We start from the raw sequence: 23,154 nt of genomic DNA, 5'->3' as shown, positions 1-23,154 counted from the left end.
ACCGCCGTCCCGCGCGCCGCGCGGGCGACCACCGAGGACACGCCATGTCTGACACCCTTGCGGCATCGCTCGCCGCGCGCATCGATCGCCTGCCCGCGACAGCCGGTATCTGGAAGCTCGTGCTGTGCCTGAGCGTCGGCGGCTTTTTCGAGGTCTACGACCTGTTCCAGATGACCTATCTGCCGCCCGGGCTGATTCGCGACGGCATCTTTCACACCGGCGCGCGCGGCGTGCTCGGCATGTCGGACCAGGGCGCGCTCGGCGCGGCGACGTTCATCGGGCTGTTCATCGGCGAAATGTTCGTGTCGCGCCTGGCGGACCGCTACGGGCGCCGCGCGCTGTTCACCGGTGCGCTGCTGCTCTATACCGCGGCGAGCCTGATGATGTGCGTGCAGTCGGGCGCGCTCGGCGTGCTCGTGTGCCGCTTCGTCGCAGGCTGCGGCGTCGGCGCGGAGCTGATCACGATCGGCGCGTTCCTGACCGAGCTGGTGCCGAAGGCGGTACGGGGCCGGGCGTTCGCCGTCTGCTTCGCCGTCGGCTACGTGGCGATGCCGGTGCTGGCGCTCGTGTCGTGGCTCTGGGTGCCGCACGATCCGCTCGGCTGGTCCGGATGGCGCTGGGTCGTGCTGCTCGGCGGAAGCGGGGCGGTGGTCGTCTGGTGGCTGCAGTCGCGCTTGCCGGAGTCGCCGCGCTGGCTCGTCGGCGTGGGCCGGCAAGCCGAGGCCGAACGCATCGTGCGGCAACTCGAGCAGAGGGTGGAGCGCGAATCCGGCCGGCCGCTGCCCGCGGTCCGGCTACCGGCTGCCGCCACGCCACTTGCGCCGGGTGCGCCGTCGATGTGGGGGGCGCGATACCGCGGTCGCACCGCGATGCTGATTGCATTCAACGGATTCCTGAGCATCGGCTTTTTCGGCTTCAGCCAATGGCTGCCGACGCTGCTCGCCGCCCAGGGCGCAACCGTCGCGAAGAGTCTCGGCTATGCGTTCGTGATCGCGTTCGCCTATCCGGTGTCGCCGCTCGTCGCCGGCCTGATCGCGGATCGGGTCGAGCGGAAGTGGCTGATCGTCGCGTCGGCGTTCGGCGTCGCGCTGTTCGGCAGTGCGTTCGCGATGTCGGCGCAAGCGCCGTTCGTGATTGCATTCGGCCTGCTCGTCACGCTGTCGAGCACGGTGCTCGCGAGCAACGGCACCGCGTACCAGTCGGAACTGTTTCCGACCGCGATCCGCGGGCGCGCGCTCGGTTTCGTGCATTCGATCGGCCGACTGACCGGGGCCGTCAGCAGTTTCATCGTCGCGCTGCTGCTCGAGCGCGCGGGCGTGTCGGCGGTGTTCGCGCTGATCGGCGGCAGCATGCTGATCGTGATGCTGTCGATCGGCGCGTTCGGGCCGCGCACCAACAACCGGTCGCTCGACGATATCCCGGACGAGGCGGCCGACGCCGCCGTCGCGCAACGGCCGGGGCGCTCGCTCGACGTGTTGCCGCCGCGCCGTTCGTGACGGCTGGCGGCGTGATGGCGCAACGGCGGCTACGTGCTCATCGCAAGCGTGTTCGCGCCGACGTGCCACTGCAGGCTCTCGACGACGAGCGCGTGATTGTGCTCGGAGTCGAGCCCCGCGATCGTCATCGCGCCGACGATGCCGGCTCCGGCGATCCGCAGCGGCACGCCGCCGCCGTCGAGCGCATAGTCGTGATCCGACAGCCCCTGCGACTGCAGCGACCAGCCGGCGCGGCGAAACCGCTCGCCGACCGCGAGCGAACTGAGGCCGAAGCGCAACACCGTGTTCTGCCGCCGGCGGATCGCGTCGCTGTCGCCGGCGTCGCTGCCGTCGAGCGCGCAGTAGAACAGCGGCGCCTGCTCGCCGACGATGCTCACCGCGATCGGCAGCCCGCGGCGCGACGCAAGGTTGACAGCGATTTCACCCATCCGGCGGGCGACGGCCGCATCGAAGCGCGGCAGCGCCGGGTTCGACGCGTCGTCGTCGAAGGGATGGGGTTCGAGGCGAAAGAGGGTCGTCACCATGGCGGCTCCGTGGCGTCGCCGGCGCTGGGTGCGCGTGCCGGGCGTCGCATCGTCGCGGGCCGCGCGCGGGCCCGTCTTTCCATCAGCGCTTCGGGGCGTCGAGCATCCACTCGTGCGCGGGATCGTTCTTGAACGCCCACGCGCGGCTCGGCCCGGCCATCACGTTCAGGTAGTACAGGTTGTAGCCGTGCGGCGCGACCACCGGGTGGTAGCCGCGCGGCACCATCACGACGTCGTGGTCCTCGACCGCGCACGCTTCGTCGAGGCTGCGGTCGTCCGTGTACACGCGCTGGAACGCGAAGCCTTGCGGCGGATCGATCCGGTGGTAGTAGGTTTCCTCGAGCGACGTTTCTTCCGGTGCCGCGTCGCGGTCGTGCTTGTGCGGCGGATAGCTGCTCGAATGGCTGGCCGGCGTGACGACCTCGACCACGAGCAGCCGGTCGGCCGCCGGGTTGTCGCCCATCAGGATGTCGCACACGTAGCGCGTGTTGGTGCCTTGCCCGCGTACCGAGCGGCGCATCCGCTCGCCGTCGAGGCGTTGCACGGGCTTGTCGCCGCTCGCATACGGCGCGGTGCACAGCGCGACTTCCGCATCGCGCGTCGCGACCAGCGTGACCGTCTTGCCGCCCGGCACGTACAGCGCGTCCGGCGACATGTCCTCGAACACGCTGTCGCGCTTGCCGAGCGCGTCGTAGGATTTGCCGTCGACCTCCGCGCGCACCGTGCCCGTGAGCACGACGACGCACAGCTCGCGCGCGCCGGTGTCGAGCGTTTCGGTGTCGCCGGCCTTCAGGCGCAGCGCACGGAAGCCGACGTGCTTCCAGCCGGCCGATTCGGGCGTGACGTTGCAGATCTCGCGGTCGGCCGAGGCCTTGATCAGCAGGGGAGAAATCGTCATGGGGTGGGGCTCCGCAACAGGGTAGGGCTCATGCGTTCACGCGTTGATGTGTTCACGCGCTCAACCGGTCGACGATCGCGCGCAGCGATTCGTAACCCTTCTTCGCATACGCATAGCTCGGCGCGACGGCCGGATCCTGCTCGGCCTCGACGACGAGCCAGCCTTCGTAGCCGGCCTCCTTCAGCGTGCGCAGCGTCGCCTCGTAGTCGAGCGCGCCGTCGCCCGGCACGGTGAAGGTGCCGTTGATCACGCCGTTCAGGAAGCTCCAGCCGTCGTTGCGCGCCTGCGTGACGACCTGCGGCCGCACGTCCTTGCAATGCACGTGGACCACGCGCGACACATGCTTCTTCAGCAGCGTGACCGGGTCGGCCGCGCCGCCGAAATACGCGTGGCCGGTGTCGAACAGCAGGAACACTTTCGCCGGGTCGGTGAGCGCCATCAGCCGGTCGACATCGTCGGGCGACTCGACGTACGCGCCCATGTGGTGATGGTACGCAAGCTTGATGCCGTACGTGTCGAGCAGGTGCGCGCCGAACGCGTCGAGGCGCGCCGCATAGCGCCGCCAGGCTGCGTCGTCGACGAAGCGCGGCCGCTTCGCGACCGGCGTGTCGATGTTGCCCTGGATCGTGCCCGCGCATTCGCCGTAGACCACCACTTTCACGTCGTTGACCTGCAGCTTCGTCAGGTGCGCGCGGCAGCGCTCGATCTCGGCGGCGACCGCATCGTCATCGCTCATGCCCGGCTCGACCTCGGCGAGGAAGCCCGAATACCAGCCGGACACGCACACGAGCCCGAACTCGGCGAGCTTCGCCTTCAGCTCGGGGCCGGTCTTCGGAAACTTGTTGCCGAGCTCGAAGCCCGCATAGCCGATTTCGGCGCCTTCCTTCAGTGCCGTTTCGAGCGGCGTCTCGCCGCCGAGCGACGGCAGGTCGTCGTTCATCCACGACAGGGGATTGATACCGATGCGGACGTTCCAGCTCATGACGTGCTTCCTTGGTTCGAATGTGTTTTTCGCGGGGAGGGATCGTGGGCAGCGCGCGCGATCAGCGCCGCTGCCGGGTCTTCGCATCGAGATACGCGCGGTGCGCTGCATCGACGCCGGCGCGTTCGGATACTTGCGGCACCGCGACTTCCCACCATGCGCCGCCGTCGTCGGTCGTGCGGCGGTGCGTGGTGTCGATCACGAGCACCTGGCTCTTCGTCGCCGCGCGGGCGCGCTTCATTTCGCTGCGCAGCTCGCCGATGTCGCGCACGTGCACGGCTTCGGCGCCCATCGCGCGCGCATGCATCGCGAAGTCGATCGTCGAGCGCTCGCCGCCCTCCGGCACGCAGTCGTCGAGCATGTTGTTGAAGCTCGCGCCGCCGCAATTCAGTTGCAGCCGCTCGATGCAGCCGTAGCCGCGGTTGTCGAGGATCACGACGATGAGCTTGCGGCCGAGCATCACCGACGTCGCGAGTTCCGCGTTGAGCATCATGTACGAGCCGTCGCCGACGATCACGATCACTTCGCGTCCGGGCCGCGCGAGCTTCGCGCCGAGGCCGCCCGCGACCTCGTAGCCCATGCACGAGTACGCGTAGTCCATGTGGTAGTTGCCCGGCACGCCGCTGCGCCACAGCTTGTGCAATTCGGCCGGCAGCGTGCCGGCCGCGCACACGACGAGGTCGTCGCGCGCGCTGTCGCGGCCCGCGTCGGCCGCGGAGTCGCGCACCGCGCCGATCACTTCCGCGTCGTACGGCAGCGTGTCCTTCGGAATGCGGGTCGTGAGCTCGGTCACGCGCGCGTTCCAGGCGGCGGCCTGGTCGCGGTTGCTGGCGGTCCACGCCGGATCGGCTTGCCAGCCGGCCAGCGCGGCCGACAGCTGGCCGAGGCCCGTGCGCGCATCGGCCACCAGTTGACGGCCGCGTTTCTTGCCTGCGTCGAACGGCTGCACGTTCAGGCTCAAGAGCGTCGCATGGCCGTAGAGCGCATGCGAGCCGGTCGTGAAGTCCTGCAGCCGCGTACCGACCGCGAACACCACGTCGGCCTGCGCGGCCGCGCGATTCGCGGCCGGCGAGCCCGTCACGCCGATCGACCCGAGATTCAGCGGATGGTCCCACGCGAGGCTGCCCTTGCCGGCCTGCGATTCGGCGACCGGCACGCCATGCGTATCGGCGAACGCGCGCAGCGCATCCCACGCCTGGCTGTACAGCACGCCGCCGCCCGCGACGATCAGCGGCTTCTTCGCGGCCTTCAGCACGTCGAGCGCATCGGCGAGTTCGAGCGCGTCGGCCGGCGGCCGGCGCATCCGGATCACCGGCGGCGCGAAGAAATCCTCGGGCCAGTCGTATGCGAAGGTCTGCACGTCCTGCGGCAACGCGAGGCACACGGGGCCGCACTGCGCGGGGTCGGTCATCACCTGGATCGCGCGCGGCAGCGCGACGAGCAGTTGCTCGGGCGACGTGATCCGGTCGAAGTAGCGCGTCACCGGCCGGAAGCAGTCGTTCGCGCTGACGTCGCCCTGTTCGAAATCCTCGACCTGCTGCAGCACCGGGTCGGGCAGCCGCGACACGAACACGTCGCCGGGCAGCAGCAACAGCGGCAGCCGGCCGACGTGCGCGAGCGCGGCCGACGTCAGCATGTTGGTCGCGCCGGGGCCGATGCTCGACGTCGCGGCCATCATCCGCTGGCGGAAGTTCGCCTTCGCGAATGCGATGGCCGCATTGGCCATCCCTTGCTCGTTGTGCGCGCGGAAGGTCGGCAGGCGGTCCTTTTCCGCGTGTAGCGCCTCGCCGAGCCCGGCCACGTTGCCGTGGCCGAAGATCGCGAACACGCCGCCGCAGTACGGCAGGATCTCGGTGCGGCCGTCGGGCTGGACGACTTCGGCGCGCAGGGCGGCCAGGTAGCGCACGAGCGCCTGGCTGACGGTCAGTCTCACGGTAGAGGTCATGTCGGTCGGTGAAGAGGAAAGGGTCATCGCAGGCGTCGCGTCAGGCCGCGGCGGCGCGGGCGGCCGCGGCACGGCGGCCGAGCCACGCGTCGACCAGTTGCGCGAAGTTGCCGGCGACTTCGTCGATCAGCGCCTGGTCGTCGATCCGGCCGGCGAACCAGTTCAGCGACGCATCCGCCCACAGCGTGCGCCCGACCATGAAGCCCTTGACGACCGGGTTGGTCGCCGAGCGGAAGCTGTCGACCAGGTATTGCAGCGGCTGGTTCAGCCCGAGGATCACCGCGCCGCGGCAATGCGGGTCGCGCTCGGCGATCAGCGCGGCGAGCCGCGTCCAGCCGTCGGCGGTGAGCGGCGTGAGCTTCCACCATTCGGGCTTCACGCCGAGGTTGTAGAAGCGCGCGATCGTGCGCAGCACCGCGTCGTCCTCGGTGCCGGCCGGCGTGACCGCGCGCGGCGGAATCATTTCCAGCAGCAGTTCGTTGCCGCTGGCGCGCGTGGCTTCCCACAGCTCCAGCACGCGCTGCTCCTGTTCGACGCGCAGGTCGACCGAATCGTCCGGGTGATAGTGCACGAGGCACTTCACGACCTGTTCGGTCGGCCAGTGCGTGAGCGACGAGCCGACCGAGCGCGTTTCGTCGAAACGCAGCGGCCGCGAGCCCGGCAGCTCGACCGGGCGGCCGACCCACCAGCCGCGTCCGGTCGCCGACGCCAGCGCGTCGCTGCCGTAGCCGCCGCCGTCGATCAGCACGCCCACGTGGCCTTCGATCTGACGATCGCGCTCGACCTGTTCGACCGCGCGCACGAGCAGGCGCTTCAGCGTCTTGATCCGGGATTCGTCCGCGCCGGCCTGCACCGCGAGTTCGTAGAACTGGCTGCGATGGTCGAACGCCATCACGCACAGGTCGTCCCATTCGCGGCGCGGCACCGTCACGCGATGCAGATGCGCGAGCGTGTGGTCGGCGTCGACCACCGGGTTGCGGCTGCCGTCGAACCAGTGCGCGAGTTCAGCCGGCGTCGGCATCGCGGCCGAGCACGCATGGCGCGACACGACGATCGCGCCGCACGCGTTCGCGATGCGCGTCGACTCGGCCCAGTCGCGCCCGCGCAGCAGCCCCGACAGCAGGCCCGACAGGAACGCATCACCCGCGCCGAGCACGTTGAGCACCTCGACGCGTTCGCCGAGATAGGTCGGCGCATCGTCGATGCGCTCGGGAACGTCGCCTTCGATCACGCAGCAGCCGAGCGCGCCGCGCTTGACGACCAGCGTCGCGTTCGTGATCTTGCGCACCGCCTGCAACGAGCCGATCACGTCGTGCGGCACGCCGCCGGCGATCAGGAATTCCTCTTCGGTGCCGACCAGCAGGTCGAATTCGCCGAGCACCTGCTGCAATTGCCGCGTCACCTGCGCGTCCGGCACGTAGCGGTTTTCGCCCGCGCCGCGCGCGGTCAGCCCCCACAGCACCGGCCGGTAGTCGATGTCGAGTATCCGCACGACGCCATGGCGGCGCGCATAGCCGAGCGCGGTCAGCGACGCCTCGCGCGTGCCCGGCGTCGACAGGTGCGTGCCGGTGATCGCGAGCGCGCGGCAGCCGGCGATGAAGTCCTCGCTGATCTCGTCGGCGCGCACGGCCATGTCCGCGCAGTTCTCGCGCACGAACAGCAGCGGGAACGTGTCGCGGTCCTTCAGCCCGAGCAGCACCAGCGCGGTGAGCCGCTCGCGGTCGGTCTGCAGCTGGCTCGTGTCGCAGCCTTCGCGCTCGAGCGTCTCGCGCAGGAAGCGGCCCATCTGCTCGTCGCCGACGCGCGAGATCATCGCGGTCTTCAGCCCGAGCCGGGCCACGCCGAACGCGACGTTGCCGGACGAGCCGCCGAGATACATCTGGAAACTGCGCGCATCTTCCAGGCGGCTGCCGTACTGCTGCGCATAGAGATCCACGGCCACGCGGCCGAGGCAGGCGAGATCGATGGGGCGGTCACTCGGAAAGGTCAGCAGGCTCATATCACGTGTCACGCTCGCGGCCGGCGTTCGGCGATGCCGGCGGATTAGGGGACCGAACCTCCGGCGGCGATCCGCACCGTGTGGGGCACGACGCGGGACTGCCTGCCGCAAGGAAGCGGGCTACGGAACGGAGTCTAGACTTTTTGGAAATCCAGTTCCCTAGGTGAAATCACGTAGAAATAAATTTCCAAATTTTCGAGGAAGTGATCTACAGTTTCATCCGGATGCTTCAGTCCGTATCGGATTCGATCGGACTCGGCCCGGCGGCGCGCAACGCGCCGTCTTCCGCCCCCCGGAGATGAGGAGACAGATTGATCATGAAGACCAAGCTGATGGCCGTCGCGGCCGCCGCGATCCTGGCTGCGCCGCTCGCGCATGCCGAGAAGATCGGCGTGACGATGGCGTCGTTCGACGACACGTTCCTGACCATCCTGCGCAACAGCATCGCCGATTCGGCGAAGAAGGACGGCGCGACGGTGCAGATCGAGGACGGCGGCAACGACGTCGGCAAGCAGTTGAGCCAGGTCCAGAACATGATCGCGCAGAAGGTCGACGCGATCATCGTGAACGCGGTCGATACCGACGCGACGCCGAAGATCACCAAGATGGTGACGGCCGCGAAGATCCCGCTCGTGTACGTGAACCGCAAGCCGGTCGATTTCGACAAGCTGCCGGCGGGCGTCGCGGTGGTCGCGTCCGACGAGAAGCAGTCGGGCACGCTGCAGGCGCGCCAGGTGTGCAAGCTGCTCGGCGGCAAGGGCGACCTTCTCGTGCTGATGGGCGAGTTGTCCAACGAATCGGCGCGCGCCCGCACGAAAGACATCGAGGACGTGATCGCGACGAAGGATTGCGCGGGCATGAAGATCGTCGACAAGCGCGAAGGCAAGTGGAGCCGTACGCAGGGCCAGGACATCACGATGAACTGGCTCAGCTCCGGCACGAAGTTCGACGCGATCATCTCCAACAACGACGAGATGGCGATCGGCGCGATCAACGCGCTGAAGGCCGCGCGCAAGCTGACGCCGAAGACGATCGTCGCCGGCATCGACGCGACCCCGGACGGCCTCGCGTCGATGAAGAGCGGCGAGCTGAAGGTGTCGGTGTACCAGAACGCATCCGGGCAGGGGCAGCAGGCCGTCGCGGCCGCGCTCAAGCTCGCGAAGAAACAGCCCGTCGACCGCTACGTGAACGTGCCGTTCGAGCTCGTGACGCCCGAGAACATGAACCAGTACGCGAAGCATTGACCGGTGATCCGTTGAATGGCGCGGGCCCGGCACGACCGGGTTCGCGCACGACTTGTCGAGGAACGTCCATGTTTACAGCCAGAGTCGCACGCCCAATGGCCGGCGACGATGCGCGGGCCGCTTCGGCCGGCTCGACCGGCGCGTCGGCCCCGCCGGCTTCTTCCGCGGCCGACTGCGTGCTCGAGGTGCGCGGTGTCGGCAAGTCCTTTCCCGGCGTCGTCGCGCTCGACGGCGTGCAGTTCCGCGTGCGCCGCGGCACCGTCCACGCACTGATGGGCGAGAACGGCGCGGGCAAGTCGACGCTGATGAAGATCATTGCCGGCGTCTACACGCCCGACCAGGGCGAGATCCTGATCAACGGCGAGCCGGTCGTGCTGAACGGCCCGCTCGATGCGCTCGACCGCGGCATCGCGATGATTCACCAGGAACTCAACCTGATGCCGTACATGACGGTCGCGGAGAACATCTGGATCCGCCGCGAACCGAAGAACCGCTTCGGCCTGATCGATCACGCGGCGTTGCGCCGCCAGACGGCCGAGCTGTTCGAGCGGCTGTCGATCGACATCGACCCGGAAACCGACGTGCGCACGCTGACGGTCGCGAGCCGCCAGATGGTCGAGATCGCGAAGGCCGTGTCGTTCGACTCCGACGTGCTGATCATGGACGAGCCGACTTCCGCGCTGACCGACAAGGAAGTCACGCACCTGTTCCGGATCATTCGCCAGCTGCGCGAGCAGGGCAAGGGCATCGTCTACATCACGCACAAGATGAACGAGCTGTTCGAGATCGCCGACGAGTTCTCGGTGTTCCGCGACGGCAAGTACATCGGCACGCATGCATCGAGCGACGTCACGCGCGACGACATCATCCGCATGATGGTCGGGCGCGAGATCACGCAGATGTTCCCGAAGGAGGAAGTGCCGATCGGCGACGTCGTGCTGTCGGTGCGGAACCTCGGCGTCGACGGCGTGTTCCGCGACGTGAGCTTCGAGCTGCGCGCGGGCGAGATCCTCGGCGTGGCCGGCCTCGTCGGCTCGGGGCGCTCGAACGTCGCGGAGGCGCTGTTCGGCGTCGTGCCGGCCACGTCGGGCGAGATCCGCATCGACGGCAAGCCGGTGCGCATCACGACGCCCGCGCAGGCGATGAAGCACGGGATGGCCTTTCTCACCGAAGACCGCAAGGACACCGGCTGCTTCCTGAATCTCGACCTGCTCGCGAACATGGAAGCGGCGGTGCTCAGCCACCGCTACGTGAAGTTCAATTTCGTGCGGCAGGCGCAGCTGAAGCGCGACTGCGAGGCAATGAGCCGCATGCTGCGCGTGAAGTCGCCCGGGTTGCACGAGGAAATCCAGAACCTGTCGGGCGGCAACCAGCAGAAGGTGCTGATCGGCCGGTGGCTGCTCACGCAGCCGCGCATCCTGATCCTCGACGAGCCGACGCGCGGCATCGACGTCGGCGCGAAGGCCGAGATCCACCGGCTCGTCAGCGCGCTCGCCGGCAAGGGCGTCGCGGTGCTGATGATCTCGTCGGAGATGCCGGAAGTGCTGGGAATGAGCGATCGCGTGATGGTGATGCACGAAGGGCGCATGACCGGCATCGTCGATCGCAAGGACGCCGACCAGGTCCGCATCATGGATCTCGCGTCGCGCTGAGCCGAACCAAGATTGGAGACAAAGCAATGGGCAACCTGAACCCGGTCGCGGATGCGCAGACCATGACCCTCAAGACGCGGCACACGAAGTGGCCGCCCGAGCTGAGCATCTTCCTCGTGCTCGTCGGCATCAGCCTGTTCTTCGAGATCGTCGGCTGGATCGTCGTCGGCCAGAGCTTCCTGTTCAACACCGAGCGGCTCGAGATCATCGTGCTGCAGATGGCCGTGATCGGCATCATCGCGGTCGGCGTGAACCTCGTGATCATCACCAGCGGGATCGACCTCTCCTCGGGCTCGGTCGTGGCCGCCGCGGCGGTCGTGTCGGCCAGTCTCGCGCAGGTGTCCGACTTCCCGCGCGCGGTGTTTCCGCACCTGACCGACCTGCCGATCATCTGGCCCGTGCTCGCCGGTGTGTGCGTCGGGCTGCTGGTCGGCCTGCTGAACGGCTCGCTGATCGCGATGACGGGCATCCCGCCGTTCATCGCGACGCTCGGCACGATGGTCGCCGCGCGCGGCTTCGCGAAGTGGTTCACCAACGGGATGCCGGTGTCGATGCTGACCGATCAGTTCGCCGCCATCGGCGCCGGTGCCAACCCGGTGATCATCTTTCTCGTGATCGCCGCGATCTTCCACGTCGTGCTGCGCTACACGCGCTTCGGCAAGTACACGTATGCGATCGGCGCGAACCGTCATGCGGCCGTCGTGTCGGGCATCAACGTCACGCGCCACCTGATCTTCGTCTATGCGATCGCGGGTCTGCTGAGCGGGATCGCCGGCACCGTGACGGCCGCGCGCGCGATCTCCGGCCAGTCGGGCATGGGCGTGATGTACGAGCTCGATGCGATCGCGGCGGTCGTGATCGGCGGCACGTCGCTGTCGGGTGGCCTCGGCCGCGTGACGGGCACCGTGATCGGCGTGCTGATCCTCGGCGTGATGACGTCGGGCTTCACGTTCATCCGCATCGACGCGTATTACCAGGAGATGGTCAAGGGCGCGATCATCGTCGCGGCCGTGATCGCCGACCAGTACCGCAACAAGAAGAAGCGCCGCTGACCCTTCGTGCATCGCCGGGCGAGGGCGGCACGTGCCGTCGCCTGCGTCCGGCACCCGCTACCCGCCATCGTCGAGGATATTCGATGAAGATCGCGCTGGACCCTTACATGATTCGCCACCTGCCGCTCGACCGCCTGCCGCACGCGGTGGTCGAGCTCGGCTACGACCAGATCGAGCTGTCGCCGCGCAGCGACTTTCTCGACTGGTGGGTGATGCCCCGCGCCACGCGCGAGCGGATGGCCGCGTTCCGGCAGGCGATGCGCGCGAGCGGCGTCGGCCTCGCATCGCTGCAGCCGATGTACCGCTGGGCGAGCCCGTTCGAGGACGAGCGGCAATGGGCGGTGCGCTGCTGGAAGCAGGCGATCGAGGTGGCGGTCGAGATGGAGTGTGCGCTGATGGTGTCGGAGTTCGGGCGCGGCGCATCGCCCGAGCGCTCGGTCGGCGAACGGCCGGGCGCGAACCCGAAGGAGTTGTGCGAAGCCGCGTGGTTCCGGTCGATGGACGAGTTGCTGCCGATCCTCGAGCGCGAACGCATCGTGCTGTCGGTCGAGCCGCATCCGGAGGACTGGATCGAGCAGCTGCAGCCGGCGATCGACATCGTCACGAACCTCGGCTCGCCGTCGCTGAAGCTGTCGTACATCGCGCCGCACACGTTCTACTACGGCGACGACATGGCCGCGATGATCGCGCAGGCCGCGCCGATCCTCGCGCACGTGCGCGTGGCCGACACCTTCGACCATCGCAAGAGCAGCCAGCAGCGCTACATCGTGAACCCGCCGGGCTCGAACCAGATTCGCGTGCACCAGCATCTCGACATCGGGCAGGGCGAGATCGACTGGGACGTGTTCTTTCGCGCGCTCGGCGCGGCAGGCTTCGACGGCGTGATGTCGTCGTGCGTGTTCGCGTGGGAGGACCGCGCGGAAGCATCGTCGCGCTACATGCGCGACACGATCCAGCGCTACGTCGATCGTCATTTCGATCGTACCGCGCGCTGACGGATGACTGACCGGTGCGGCGCGTGCCGCACCGCCAATGAACGACTGGAGACTGTTAGATGACCTTGCAAATCGGCGTGATCGGCTGCGGTGCGATCGGCCAGGACCATATTCGCAGACTGACCCGCACGCTGTCCGGCGCGCGCGTCGTGGCCGTCAACGACATCGATCCGCGGCAGGCGCGCGACGCGGTGGCGAAGTATGGGCTCGACGCGGAGATCTACGGCGACGGCCACGAGGTGGTCGCCGCCGCCGACGTGCAGGCCGTGCTCGTCACGTCGTGGGGGCCGACGCATGAAGCGTTCGTGCTCGACGCGATCGCGCACGGCAAGCCGGTGTTCTGCGAGAAGCCGCTCGCCGTGACGGCCGAAGGCTGCATGCGGATCGTCGAAGCCGAGGTCGCGCACGGCAAGCGGCTCGTGCAGGTCGGCTTCATGCGGCCGTACGACGAAGGCTATCGCGCGCTGAAGCGCGTGATCGACAGCGGGGAGATCGGCGCGCCGCTGATGCTGCATTGCGCGCACCGCAACCAGTCGGTCGGCGAGCGCTACACGACCGATATGGCGATCACCGACACGCTGATCCACGAGCTCGACGTGCTGCGCTGGCTGCTCGGCGAGGACTACGTGAGCACGCAGGTCGTCTATCCGAGGAAGACGCGCCATGCGTCCTCGCATCTCGCCGATCCGCAGATCGTGCTGCTGGAAACCGCGAGCGGCGTGCGCATCGACGTCGAGATCTTCGTGAACTGCCAGTACGGCTACGACATCCAGTGCGAGGTGGTGGGCGAGCAGGGCATCGCGAAGCTGCCCGATCCGCCGGCCGTGGGGCTCAAGCATGCGGCGCGGCAGTCGGTCGAGATCATGACCGACTGGAAGGAGCGCTTCATCGCGTCGTACGACGTCGAGCTGCAGGCGTTCATCGACGGCGTGCGCGCGCATGCGCTCACCGGGCCGTCGGCGTGGGACGGCTACGCGGCGGCGGTCGCGGCCGACGCCTGCGTGCGTGCGCAAAAGAGCGGGGCGGTCGAGCCGATCGCGATGGCCGAACGCCCTGCGTTCTATCGCGGCTGAACCGCAGCCGCCTACCTGCCGGACTGACCGACATGACGATGAAGATGGGTTGCGCACCGTGCTGCTGGGGTGTCGACGACGTGAAGAACCCGCACCTGCCGCCCTGGCGGCAGGTGCTTGCCGAAGCCGCCGAGGCCGGCTACTCGGGCATCGAGCTCGGGCCGTACGGCTACATCCCGCTCGAACTCGACGTGGTGAGCGCGGAGCTCGAGCGGCAGCGCCTGAGCATCACCGCCGGCACGATCTTCGACGATCTGGTGTCGCCGGAGAACCTGCCGAACCTGTTGCGCCAGACGCGCGAGATCTGCGCGCTGATCACGCGGCTGCCGAAGCTGCCCACGCAGGACGGCCAGCGCTACGCGGCGCCGTACCTCGTCGTGATGGACTGGGGCCACGACGAACGCGACTACGCGGCGGGCCACGGCGATCGCGCGCCGCGGCTGTCGGACGAACGCTGGGCGGCGATGGTCGACCACATCCGGCAGATTGCGACGATCGCGCGCGACGAATTCGGCGTGCGCACGGTGATCCATCCGCATGCGGGCGGCTACATCGAGTTCGCGGACGAGATCGACCGGATCGTCGCCGACGTTCCGGCCGACACGGCCGGCCTCTGTCTCGACACGGGCCACCTGTACTACTCGGGCATGGATCCGGAAGCCTGGCTGCGCCGCCATGCGGCGCGCCTCGACTACGTGCATTTCAAGGACATCGACGCGGCCGTGTACGACGCGGTGATGGGCGAGCACATCGCGTTCTTCGCCGCCTGCGCGCGCGGCGTGATGTGCCCGATCGGCACCGGCGTGCTTGACTACCGGTCGATCCGGCAGGCGCTCGACGACATCGGCTACGCGGGATACATCACGATCGAGCAGGAGCGCGACCCGCGCAATGCCGGCACGAGCCTGCGCGACGTCGCCGCGAGCCGCGCGTTTCTCGCATCGGCCGGCTTCGCGTGATCCGCCGCACCACGCACCCTCTGAACTGAACACGGACCAGGAACACCCTCATCATGATTGACGGACAGATTCTGCTTGGACATTCGATTCGCTGGGGCATGGTCGGCGGCGGGCTCGGCAGCCAGATCGGCTACAGCCACCGGTCGGCCGCGCTGCGCGACGGCAGCTTCCAGCTGGTCGCCGGCGCGTTCGACATCGATCCCGAACGTGGCCGCCAGTTCGGCGTGAAACTCGGCGTCGCGGCCGAGCGCTGCTATCCCGACTACGCGACGATGTTCGACGCCGAGGCGCGCCGCCCGGACGGCATTCGCGCGGTATCGATCGCGACGCCGAACAATACGCACTTCGAGATCTGCCGCGCCGCGCTGAACGCGGGGCTGCACGTGGTCTGCGAGAAGCCGCTGTGCTTCACGACCGAGGAGGCCGAGGCGCTGCAGCGGCTGTCGGTCGAGAAGAACCGGATCGTCGGCGTCGCGTACGGTTATTCCGGACACCAGATGATCGAGCAGGCGCGCGAGATGATCGCGCGCGGCGATCTCGGCGAGATCCGCATCGTGCAGATGCAGTTCGCGCACGGGTTCCACAGCGAGGGTGTCGAGGCCGCGAGCGCGGCCGCGCGCTGGCGCGTCGACCCGAAGTTCGCGGGCCCGAGCTATGTGCTCGGCGACATCGGCACGCATCCGCTGTACATCTCCGAGGTGATGGCGCCCGAGCTGAAGATCCGGCGCCTGATGTGTTCGCGGCAGAGCTTCGTGAAGAGCCGCGCGCCGCTGGAAGACAACGCGTTCACGATCATGGAATACGACACGGGTGCGGTCGGCTACGTGTGGTCGAGCGCGGTAAACGCGGGCTCGATGCACAGCCAGAAGGTGCGCGTGATCGGCTCGAAGGCGAGCGTCGAGTGGTGGGACGAGCATCCGAACCAGCTGCGCTACGAAGTGCAGGGGCAGCCCGCGCAGGTGCTCGATCGCGGGATGGGTTATCTGCATCCGCATGCATTGCGCGAGGATCGCATCGGCGCCGGGCATCCGGAAGGGCTGTTCGAGGCCTGGTCGAATCTGTATGCGCGCTTCGCGCTCGCGATGGATGCGGCCGACCGCGGCGACGTCGCGGCACTGAAGAACATCCGCTATCCGGACGTCCATGCGGGCGTGGAAGGCGTGCGCTGGGTCGAGAACTGCGTGCGCTCCGCCGATGCGGGCGGCGTGTGGGTCGACTATCGTTGAACCGGCGGCATGGGCCGGCCGCCGCGCGCCCGTCGCGCAAGGCTTTGCGCCGTCGGCCGGCGTTGGTAGACACCCTAATCTTTACGACGCCGCGAGCGCGTTGGACAATCGCTTCCAGTGTTGCCGTGGAGCGTAGGCAAGTGATGATCGAGCGCGTGGGAGCGAGTACGCGGCGCGGGCCGTGCCGCAAACGTGATTAAATTCGCCCTTCATGCATGTATCCAGGTGAGCCCCGGGCCGCGTTCGTCAACATCGCGCGCACGTCGGGGCCGTCAACTTCGCGCTATCCGATGAGTTCATCCGAGAAACCTCCCGCCACCGTCGAGCAGTTCCTGCAGCACCTGACGCAGGAATACGACGGCCTCAGCAATCGCCTGAAGGTGATTGCGCGCCACGTGGAAACGCATCGGGACCAGCTTGGCCTGGAGGGCATCCAGTCGCTCGCGGAAGCGTGCGGCGTCCAGCCGTCGGCCGTCGTGCGCTTCGCGAAGCACTTCGGCTTTTCCGGCTTCTCCGAGATGCAGAAGCTGTTCCGCGAAGGGCTCGCACAGCAGATCGCGCCGGGGCGCGCGTACAACCTGCGGCTACGTGACGTGATCGAAGCGGGCTCGTCGAGCCTGCAGCCCGAGCAGATCGCCGACGAATTCATCAAGGGCAGCATCGCCGGGATGCAGCAGCTGCGGCAGACGCTCGATTCGCAGGCGCTCGCGCAGGCCGTCGACTTGCTCGCCGAGACGCAGGCGATCTGGATCGCGGGCTCGCGGCGCGCGTTTCCGATTGCGGTCTATCTCGACTATGCGCTGCAGCACACCGACAAGCGCATCGGGCTGTTCAGCGCGCTCGGCAGCATGCATCTCGGGCAGATCCGTTCGGTGCGCGAGGGCGACGTGATGATCGTCATCTCGTTCATGCCGTATGCGGAGGAAACCGTGCAGGTGGCGCAGCAGGCCGTGCAGCGCGGCGCACGGCTGATCGCGATCACCGACAGCCGGATGAGCCCGCTGGCGCGGGAGGCCGAGGTGACGCTGATGGTGCAGGACAGCGCGACGTTCGGCTTCCGCGCGCTGACGGCCACGATGGGCCTTGCGCAGAGCCTGTTCGTCGCGCTCGCGTACCGGCTCGAACTGTCGTACCTGCCGACCGCCGACGGCGCGCACGGCACGCAGGCCGGCTGACGCCTCCTGCCGGTGTTGCTGGTGTGCCGCCCGCGCGACAGCGCAGCGGGCGGTGTACCGTCAGGCGGTTACTTCGCGGTCGGCATCGCGAATTCGGCACCCTTGCCGATGCTCGACGACCAGCGCTGCATCACCGACTTCTGGCGCGTGTAGAAGCGCACGCCTTCCTCGCCGTACGCGTGCATGTCGCCGAACAGGCTCTTCTTCCAGCCGCCGAAGCCGTGCCATGCCATCGGCACCGGAATCGGCACGTTGATGCCGACCATCCCGACCTGGATGCGCCGCGCGAACTCGCGCGCGATGCCGCCATCGCTCGTGAAGCACGATACGCCGTTACCGAATTCGTGCGCGTTGATCAGGTCGACCGCTTCGCCGAAATCCTTCACGCGCACGCAGCCGAGCACGGGCCCGAAGATTTCTTCCTGGTAGATGCGCATGTCGGGCGTCACGTGATCGAACAGCGTGCCGCCGGTGAAGAAGCCGGCCTCGCGGCCCGGCACACGCAGCCCGCGGCCGTCGACGACCAGTTGCGCGCCTTCGTTCACGCCTTGCTCGATATAGCCTTCGATGCGCTTGAGTGCTTCGCCGGTGACGATCGGACCCATCTCGACTTCTGGCGACATGCCGTCGCCGATCACCAGCTTGCGCGCGCGCTCGGCCACCAGCGGCACGATCTGGTCCGCGATGTCGCCCACCAGCACCGCGACGCTGATCGCCATGCAGCGTTCGCCGGCCGAGCCGTACGCGGCGCCGATCAGCGCGTCGACGGCCTGCTCGAGGTTCGCGTCGGGCATCACGACGAGGTGGTTCTTCGCGCCGCCGAGCGCCTGCACGCGCTTGCCGGATTGCACGGCACGCTGCTGCACGTAGGCCGCGATCGGCGTCGAGCCGACGAAGCTGACGGCCTGCACGTCGGGGTGGTCGAGCAGCGCGTCGACCGCGCCCTTGTCGCCCTGCACGACGTTGAACACGCCGGCCGGGAGACCTGCCTGCGTGAGCAGGTCGGCGATGAACAGGGCCGCCGACGGGTCGCGCTCGCTCGGCTTCAGCACGAACGTGTTGCCCGTCGCGATCGCGACCGGGAACATCCAGCACGGCACCATGCACGGGAAGTTGAACGGCGTGATGCCCGCGACGACGCCGAGCGGCTGGCGCATCGTCCAGTTGTCGATGCCGGTGCTGACCTGGTCGGTGAAGTCGCCCTTCAGCAGTTGCGGCACGCCGCACGCGAATTCGATGATGTCGATGCCGCGGGCGACTTCGCCTTGCGCATCGGAGAACACCTTGCCGTGCTCGGCCGTGATGATCGCCGCGAGGGTGTCGCGGTGCTCGTTCATCAGTTGCAGGAAGCGGTGCAGCACGCGCGCGCGGCGGATCGGCGGCGTCGCGGCCCAGTCCGGGAACGCGGCGTGGGCGGACGCGACGGCCTGCTCGACTTCGTCGTTGCCGGCGAGCGCCACGCGGCGCACCGCGCGGCCGAGCGCCGGGTTGAGGACGTCCTGGAAGCGGCCGCTGCGGCCGGCGACGGGCGCGCCGTCGACATAGTGGCCGACGTCGGCGTCGGAGGTGTACGCGGGAACCGGATTCATCGTGTCTCCTGGGGGATCGGGTGAGGGTGGACAGCACCCAGTCTAGGCAAACGGGCAGGGCGGGAGAAGGCCGCGCAGCTTGATTCACTGTTCAGAATTCTGAATAATCGCCGGATGAATCAGCAAAATGTCCAGGCGCTCTGGCCGCATATCCATTCGCTGACGGTGCTGGCCGCGGCCGGCAGTTTCACGGCCGCCGCGCAGCGGCTCGGCATCAGCAAGGCCGCGATGAGCCAGCGCATTGCCGATCTCGAAAAGGCGGCCGGCGTGCCGCTCGTGCGGCGCACGACGCGCAGCGTGCGGCTCACCGACGCGGGCCAGACGCTCGTCGACAGCACGCGCGATGCGTTCGAGTCGATCGGGCAGCACTTCGCGCGCGTGAAGGACCTGGCCGGCGAGCCGCGCGGCCTGCTGCGCCTGACGGTGCCGGTCGCGCTCGGGCGCCAGCAGGTCGTGCCGCACCTGCCCGATTTCCTGCGGCAGCATCCGGGCGTGCAGATCGAGCTCGACCTGTCGGACCGGCTGCATTCGCTGACGCAGGAGGGTTTCGACCTCGCGATCCGCCATACGACCACCGCGCCGCAGACCCACGTTGCGTGGAAGCTGTGCGACACGCGCTCGCTGCTCGTCGCGAGCCGCGACTATCTCGACGCGCGCGGCGCGCCGCGGCACCCGAGCGAACTCGTCGAGCACAGCTGCCTGTGCTACCTGCGCGACAACGAGCCGGCCGCCTGGAGCTTCGAGCCGCACGGCCGGCGGCGCGAGCGCGTGAGCGTGCCGGTGCGCGGCAGCTTCGCGGCGAACAACAGCGAGGCGATGCGCGAGGCCGCGCTCGGCGGGCTCGGCATCGCGCTGCTGCCGGATTTCAGCGCGCAGCGCGATCTCGACGCCGGCCGGCTGGTCGCGCTGCTCGACGGCTGGCGGCCGTCGGGCGCGTTCGGCGACCACATCTTCGCGATCCGTCCGTACAGCCCGGTCGTGCCGAGCGCGGTGCGCGCGCTCGTGCGGCACCTGCGCGAACGGCTCGCGGGCGGCTTTTCGGGCACCTGAGCCCGGTGTCCGCGGGCGTCGGGCTGCTGGCGGCCCGGGCAGGCGCGGCGGCGCTGCGGTAAAATCACGGCTTCTTTCCGCGCCTTGAATGGCGCGTCATTCGAAGGTCGACAGCCGATGCAGATTCACAAGGAAGTGGACGCGCGCGGGCTCAATTGCCCGTTGCCGATCCTGCGTGCCAAGAAAGCGCTCGCCGATATGGAAAGCGGGCAGATCCTCAAGGTGCTCGCGACCGATCCCGGCTCGCAGCGCGATTTCGCCGCGTTCGCGAAGCAGACGGGCAACGAGATCGTCGAATCGACGACGCAGGACAAGACCTTCGTGTTCCTGATGCGCCGCCGCTGACGGCCCGTATCGCGGTGCCGGCAGCGCCTGGCGCCGGTCACACTTTTCTGACAATTCTTAAACCTCGCTGCGTGATCGGCTGCGTATACTGACCCGGCCGGTCGTCCGCTCCCAGCGGATGCGCCGGCCACGGTACGTCGTACGGCGGGCACGGGGGCCATGCCTGATGCTACCGTCGTACAACGGGGAGAGGACATGTCCTTCAGACCAGGGACCATTCGAAGTCCGTCCGGAGCGGAACGCAGCGTATCGGGACTGAGCCGTATCGAGCTCGACCCGCAACAGGATCGCCACGCGCGTGCCGCGCTGGAGGCCTACGCGGATTCCGCCGCGGCCGAGATGCCGTGGCTGGCCGAGTGGCTCGACGAACGCCTGCGCGATGCCGCGCGGGACGACGGCTCGGGCCTGACCTACTGCGGTGCGACGATCGAGCGCGTGTTCGATCTGGCGCAGGCGTGGGCAGCGAGCCAGCCGGACTATGCGGCCGCCGCGTGGGAGCGCGTGCGCGGCCAGCTGCAGCGGATGCTTGTACAACCGGCGCGTCCGGAGCCGCTGTCGCATCGCGTGCCGGCCGACGACGTCGCCGAGCCGGTGGCGGGCATCGCGGGCGCCGATTAGACGCTCGATTGCGCGGCAGGAAGGATTATTCGAAGAAAAGACGGTAGTCCGCGCAATTTATTGGCGAATTTCATACTACTATGATGAAATCGCCGGTTCGTCCGTGCCCCGTTTTTGAGATATTTGCCGGGGTCGCCGGTTTGCGCAGGTGACGCGAGCGGCGAACGACGGCCCGCCGGCCGGTATCCGGAAGCCGCGCACGTGCTGCGCGGCCGGGTGGGGCGGGGAGCTGAACAGGACGAATCGATTTCGATTTGCGGGGTGCTATGAGAATTGCTGTACTGGATGACGATCCGGCCCAGACGGATTTCGTCAGTCAAACGCTGACGGCCGTTGGCCATACGTGCTACGCGTTCAAGGAAGGCAAGGCCCTGAAGAAGCGCCTGCAGCGCGAGACGTTCGATCTGCTGGTGCTCGACTGGAACGTGCCCGACATGTCCGGCGAGGAAGTGCTGAAGTGGGTGCGCGCCAATCAGACCGAGCACAGCCTGCCGATCATCTTCATGACGAGCCGTGACGACGAGGCGGGGATCACGCAGATCCTCAACGCCGGCGCCGACGACTACGTGGTCAAGCCGGTGTCGGGCCCGATCCTGCGCGCGCGCATCGGCTCGCTGCTGCGTCGCGCGTATCCGGTCAACGCCGAGGCCACCGTTCGCGAATTCGATCAATTCCGTTTCGACGTGAACCTGAAGCAGGCCTACGTCGGCGACAAGGCCGTGAGCCTCACGCAGAAGGAATTCGAACTCGCGCTGCTGCTGTTCCAGCACCTCGACCGGCCGCTGTCGCGCGCGCACATTCTCGATCTGGTGTGGAAGCAGGCGACCGACATCCCGTCGCGCACGATGGATACGCACATCTCGATGCTGCGCACCAAGCTCGGCCTGCGGCCCGAAAACGGTTATCGCCTCGCGCCGATCTACGGCTACGGCTACCGGCTCGAACGGGTCGGGCAGGGAGAACCGGAGTGACCACGGGAATCACGCAGCGCACGGCGAACCTGCGCACGGTCGCGCGGCGCGCAGCCTGCGCGGTCGCGTTTGCGTTCGCCGCGCAGCATGCGGCGGCCCAGCCGCCCGCGGCGGCGGGCAAGATGGTCGTCTACCGCACGCAGGCGGGCGACACGCTGTACGACGTCGCCGCGCGCTATCTGCAGGGCGCGGACGACTGGCAACTGCTGCAACAGATCAACGGCGTGCCCGCGCCGAAGCACCTGCAGCCCGGCATCGCGCTGAAGCTGCCGGTGGCGCGCCTGCGCAAGGAAAAGCTGACCGCGCGCGTCATCGCGGTGCAGGGCACGGCCGAACGCGCGTCCGGCGATGCATTTGCGCCGCTCGCGAACGACGCGACGCTCGCCGAGGGCGATCGCGTGCGCACGGGCCCGAACGGCTTCGTGACGCTCGAGCTCGCCGACGGCACGCACATGAGCCTGCCGCCCGACAGCCAGCTCGACCTGAAGGCGCTGCGCCGCACGGTGCTGACCGGCACGCTCGATCGTGAGTTCGAACTCACGCGCGGCTCGGTCGACAGCGAGGTCACCCATCTGAAGAAACGCGACGACCGCTTCCAGATCCGGTCGCCGTCGGTCGTGGCCGGCGTGCGCGGCACGCACTTTCGCGTGAACTACGACGCGGCCGGCAATGCGTCGACGCGCGTCGAAGTGCTCGACGGCACCGTCGGCGTCGCGGGCGGCCGGAAGCCCGCCGATCCGACGCTCGTGCATGCGAATTTCGGCAGCGTCGCGACGTCGTCCGGCGCGGTCGGCGCGCCCGTCGAGCTGCTGCCCGCGCCGGCGCTCGCGCATCCCGACAAGGTGCAGGACGAGCCCGAGGTCGCCTTTGACGTCGCGCCGCTCGCCGACGCGCATGCGTACCGCGTGCAACTCGCGCACGACGCCGGGCTGCTCGACCTGTTCCGCGAAACGCGCACCGATTCGCCGCGCGCGGTTTTCCGCGACGTCCCGAACGGGAACTACTTCGTGCGGGTCGCCGCGATCGACGCGAACGGTCTCGAGGGCCGGCCCCGGACGTACGCGTTCGAACGCCGCGTGATGGGGCTCGACGCAAGCGCGTCGCCCGGCGCCGGCGGCTACGAGTTCCGCTGGTCGCCGAACGGGTCGGGCAAGAATGCGCGCTACCGGTTCGTGCTGTCGCGCTCGAAGGACCTGAGCGCGCCGGTCGTCGACCAGGTCGGCCTGCATACGCGCCAGATCACCGTCGCGCACCTGCCGCCGGGCGACTATTTCTGGGCCGTGACCGTCGAGGAGTTCGAGGGCGGCAAGTTCTACGAGAAGACCAGTCCGGTCAGCGCGTTCACGCTGTCGCGCTGATCC

General features: G+C 68.4%; 20 protein-coding genes. 14 read left to right on the top strand and 6 right to left on the bottom strand.

Annotated elements, in window-relative coordinates; genetic code table 11:
* Positions 1-44: 44 nt before the first annotated feature.
* Positions 45-1,496: an MFS transporter gene (locus LGM89_RS15540; RefSeq protein WP_226273357.1), complete on the top strand. Its 1,452-nt coding sequence runs from the start codon at positions 45-47 to the stop codon at positions 1,494-1,496.
* A 29-nt stretch (positions 1,497-1,525) separates the two neighbouring features.
* Here LGM89_RS15540 and LGM89_RS15535 read toward each other — a convergent pair whose 3' ends face one another.
* The 5 genes from LGM89_RS15535 to LGM89_RS15515 all read right to left on the bottom strand — a co-directional run bounded on the left by LGM89_RS15535 (position 1,526) and on the right by LGM89_RS15515 (position 7,844).
* Positions 1,526-2,020, bottom strand: coding sequence for a heme-degrading domain-containing protein (locus LGM89_RS15535; protein ID WP_226273356.1), 495 nt, complete (start codon positions 2,018-2,020; stop codon positions 1,526-1,528).
* Positions 2,021-2,102: 82 nt separating this feature from the next.
* The gene (iolB, locus tag LGM89_RS15530; RefSeq protein ID WP_226273355.1) at positions 2,103-2,918 is read right to left on the bottom strand and encodes a 5-deoxy-glucuronate isomerase; all 816 of its coding nucleotides are present in this window, start codon (positions 2,916-2,918) and stop codon (positions 2,103-2,105) included.
* Between the two features lie 52 nt (positions 2,919-2,970).
* Entirely contained in the window at positions 2,971-3,900 is a 930-nt protein-coding gene (iolE, locus tag LGM89_RS15525; protein WP_226273354.1) for a myo-inosose-2 dehydratase, read from the bottom strand.
* Positions 3,901-3,961: 61 nt separating this feature from the next.
* A complete protein-coding gene (iolD, locus tag LGM89_RS15520) occupies positions 3,962-5,845 on the bottom strand; it encodes a 3D-(3,5/4)-trihydroxycyclohexane-1,2-dione acylhydrolase (decyclizing) (RefSeq protein WP_226273353.1) in 1,884 nt (627 codons plus the stop codon).
* Between the two features lie 40 nt (positions 5,846-5,885).
* Positions 5,886-7,844, bottom strand: coding sequence for a bifunctional 5-dehydro-2-deoxygluconokinase/5-dehydro-2-deoxyphosphogluconate aldolase (locus LGM89_RS15515; protein ID WP_226273352.1), 1,959 nt, complete (start codon positions 7,842-7,844; stop codon positions 5,886-5,888).
* A 317-nt stretch (positions 7,845-8,161) separates the two neighbouring features.
* Here LGM89_RS15515 and LGM89_RS15510 point away from each other — a divergent pair, with 317 nt between their 5' ends.
* The 8 genes from LGM89_RS15510 (at position 8,162) to LGM89_RS15475 (ending at position 17,220) form a co-directional block, all read left to right on the top strand.
* Positions 8,162-9,088, top strand: coding sequence for a sugar ABC transporter substrate-binding protein (locus LGM89_RS15510; RefSeq protein ID WP_089495280.1), 927 nt, complete (start codon positions 8,162-8,164; stop codon positions 9,086-9,088).
* 68 nt (positions 9,089-9,156) lie between these two features.
* Positions 9,157-10,740, top strand: coding sequence for a sugar ABC transporter ATP-binding protein (locus LGM89_RS15505; RefSeq protein ID WP_226273351.1), 1,584 nt, complete (start codon positions 9,157-9,159; stop codon positions 10,738-10,740).
* Positions 10,741-10,766: 26 nt separating this feature from the next.
* The gene (locus tag LGM89_RS15500; protein WP_089425167.1) at positions 10,767-11,792 is read left to right on the top strand and encodes an ABC transporter permease; all 1,026 of its coding nucleotides are present in this window, start codon (positions 10,767-10,769) and stop codon (positions 11,790-11,792) included.
* A gap of 83 nt (positions 11,793-11,875) precedes the next feature.
* Positions 11,876-12,787, top strand: a complete 912-nt coding sequence (locus tag LGM89_RS15495; protein WP_226273350.1) for a sugar phosphate isomerase/epimerase family protein — start codon at positions 11,876-11,878, stop codon at positions 12,785-12,787.
* Positions 12,788-12,846: 59 nt separating this feature from the next.
* Positions 12,847-13,860 (top strand): Gfo/Idh/MocA family protein, encoded by a 1,014-nt coding sequence (locus LGM89_RS15490; RefSeq protein ID WP_226273349.1) that lies wholly within the window; start codon positions 12,847-12,849, stop codon positions 13,858-13,860.
* Positions 13,861-13,892: 32 nt separating this feature from the next.
* A complete protein-coding gene (locus tag LGM89_RS15485; protein WP_226273348.1) occupies positions 13,893-14,819 on the top strand; it encodes a TIM barrel protein in 927 nt (308 codons plus the stop codon).
* A 53-nt stretch (positions 14,820-14,872) separates the two neighbouring features.
* Positions 14,873-16,045 carry a Gfo/Idh/MocA family protein gene (locus LGM89_RS15480; protein WP_089425171.1) on the top strand — a complete coding sequence of 391 codons (1,173 nt, stop codon included), beginning with the start codon at positions 14,873-14,875 and terminating at the stop codon, positions 16,043-16,045.
* Between the two features lie 290 nt (positions 16,046-16,335).
* The gene (locus LGM89_RS15475) at positions 16,336-17,220 is read left to right on the top strand and encodes a MurR/RpiR family transcriptional regulator (RefSeq protein ID WP_089495281.1); all 885 of its coding nucleotides are present in this window, start codon (positions 16,336-16,338) and stop codon (positions 17,218-17,220) included.
* A 68-nt stretch (positions 17,221-17,288) separates the two neighbouring features.
* On the opposite strand, the gene LGM89_RS15470 is transcribed toward LGM89_RS15475, so the two are convergent.
* Positions 17,289-18,809: a CoA-acylating methylmalonate-semialdehyde dehydrogenase gene (locus LGM89_RS15470; RefSeq protein ID WP_226273347.1), complete on the bottom strand. Its 1,521-nt coding sequence runs from the start codon at positions 18,807-18,809 to the stop codon at positions 17,289-17,291.
* A 114-nt stretch (positions 18,810-18,923) separates the two neighbouring features.
* On the opposite strand from LGM89_RS15470, the gene LGM89_RS15465 reads away from it, so the two are divergent.
* From LGM89_RS15465 to LGM89_RS15445, 5 genes are all read left to right on the top strand, one after another.
* Positions 18,924-19,859, top strand: a complete 936-nt coding sequence (locus LGM89_RS15465) for a LysR family transcriptional regulator (RefSeq protein WP_089439849.1) — start codon at positions 18,924-18,926, stop codon at positions 19,857-19,859.
* Positions 19,860-19,976: 117 nt separating this feature from the next.
* Positions 19,977-20,204, top strand: coding sequence for a sulfurtransferase TusA family protein (locus LGM89_RS15460; RefSeq protein WP_006402122.1), 228 nt, complete (start codon positions 19,977-19,979; stop codon positions 20,202-20,204).
* Between the two features lie 195 nt (positions 20,205-20,399).
* Positions 20,400-20,822 (top strand): peptidase, encoded by a 423-nt coding sequence (locus LGM89_RS15455; RefSeq protein WP_226273346.1) that lies wholly within the window; start codon positions 20,400-20,402, stop codon positions 20,820-20,822.
* Positions 20,823-21,088: 266 nt separating this feature from the next.
* Positions 21,089-21,793, top strand: coding sequence for a response regulator transcription factor (locus tag LGM89_RS15450; protein WP_006490421.1), 705 nt, complete (start codon positions 21,089-21,091; stop codon positions 21,791-21,793).
* Positions 21,790-23,151 carry a FecR domain-containing protein gene (locus LGM89_RS15445; protein WP_226273345.1) on the top strand — a complete coding sequence of 454 codons (1,362 nt, stop codon included), beginning with the start codon at positions 21,790-21,792 and terminating at the stop codon, positions 23,149-23,151. The genes LGM89_RS15450 and LGM89_RS15445 overlap by 4 nt, the downstream gene beginning before the upstream one ends.
* The last annotated feature ends 3 nt before the right edge of the window (positions 23,152-23,154 follow it).

It is taken from the genome of Burkholderia sp. AU31624 (assembly GCF_020420065.1).
Classification (GTDB): domain Bacteria; phylum Pseudomonadota; class Gammaproteobacteria; order Burkholderiales; family Burkholderiaceae; genus Burkholderia.
Note: the sequence above shows the minus strand (reverse complement) of the source record. Positions and strands in the feature narration are given on the sequence as shown.

Bases quoted from the DNA above. Each gene is read 5' to 3' on its own strand.
- LGM89_RS15540 (WP_226273357.1), top strand. From the start codon at position 45: ATGTCTGACACCCTTGCGGCATCGCTCGCCGCGCGCATCGATCGCCTG.
- LGM89_RS15535 (WP_226273356.1), bottom strand. From the start codon at position 2,020: ATGGTGACGACCCTCTTTCGCCTCGAACCCCATCCCTTCGACGACGAC.
- iolB (WP_226273355.1), bottom strand. From the start codon at position 2,918: ATGACGATTTCTCCCCTGCTGATCAAGGCCTCGGCCGACCGCGAGATC.
- iolE (WP_226273354.1), bottom strand. From the start codon at position 3,900: ATGAGCTGGAACGTCCGCATCGGTATCAATCCCCTGTCGTGGATGAAC.
- iolD (WP_226273353.1), bottom strand. From the start codon at position 5,845: ATGACCTCTACCGTGAGACTGACCGTCAGCCAGGCGCTCGTGCGCTAC.
- LGM89_RS15515 (WP_226273352.1), bottom strand. From the start codon at position 7,844: ATGAGCCTGCTGACCTTTCCGAGTGACCGCCCCATCGATCTCGCCTGC.
- LGM89_RS15510 (WP_089495280.1), top strand. From the start codon at position 8,162: ATGAAGACCAAGCTGATGGCCGTCGCGGCCGCCGCGATCCTGGCTGCG.
- LGM89_RS15505 (WP_226273351.1), top strand. From the start codon at position 9,157: ATGTTTACAGCCAGAGTCGCACGCCCAATGGCCGGCGACGATGCGCGG.
- LGM89_RS15500 (WP_089425167.1), top strand. From the start codon at position 10,767: ATGGGCAACCTGAACCCGGTCGCGGATGCGCAGACCATGACCCTCAAG.
- LGM89_RS15495 (WP_226273350.1), top strand. From the start codon at position 11,876: ATGAAGATCGCGCTGGACCCTTACATGATTCGCCACCTGCCGCTCGAC.
- LGM89_RS15490 (WP_226273349.1), top strand. From the start codon at position 12,847: ATGACCTTGCAAATCGGCGTGATCGGCTGCGGTGCGATCGGCCAGGAC.
- LGM89_RS15485 (WP_226273348.1), top strand. From the start codon at position 13,893: ATGACGATGAAGATGGGTTGCGCACCGTGCTGCTGGGGTGTCGACGAC.
- LGM89_RS15480 (WP_089425171.1), top strand. From the start codon at position 14,873: ATGATTGACGGACAGATTCTGCTTGGACATTCGATTCGCTGGGGCATG.
- LGM89_RS15475 (WP_089495281.1), top strand. From the start codon at position 16,336: ATGAGTTCATCCGAGAAACCTCCCGCCACCGTCGAGCAGTTCCTGCAG.
- LGM89_RS15470 (WP_226273347.1), bottom strand. From the start codon at position 18,809: ATGAATCCGGTTCCCGCGTACACCTCCGACGCCGACGTCGGCCACTAT.
- LGM89_RS15465 (WP_089439849.1), top strand. From the start codon at position 18,924: ATGAATCAGCAAAATGTCCAGGCGCTCTGGCCGCATATCCATTCGCTG.
- LGM89_RS15460 (WP_006402122.1), top strand. From the start codon at position 19,977: ATGCAGATTCACAAGGAAGTGGACGCGCGCGGGCTCAATTGCCCGTTG.
- LGM89_RS15455 (WP_226273346.1), top strand. From the start codon at position 20,400: ATGTCCTTCAGACCAGGGACCATTCGAAGTCCGTCCGGAGCGGAACGC.
- LGM89_RS15450 (WP_006490421.1), top strand. From the start codon at position 21,089: ATGAGAATTGCTGTACTGGATGACGATCCGGCCCAGACGGATTTCGTC.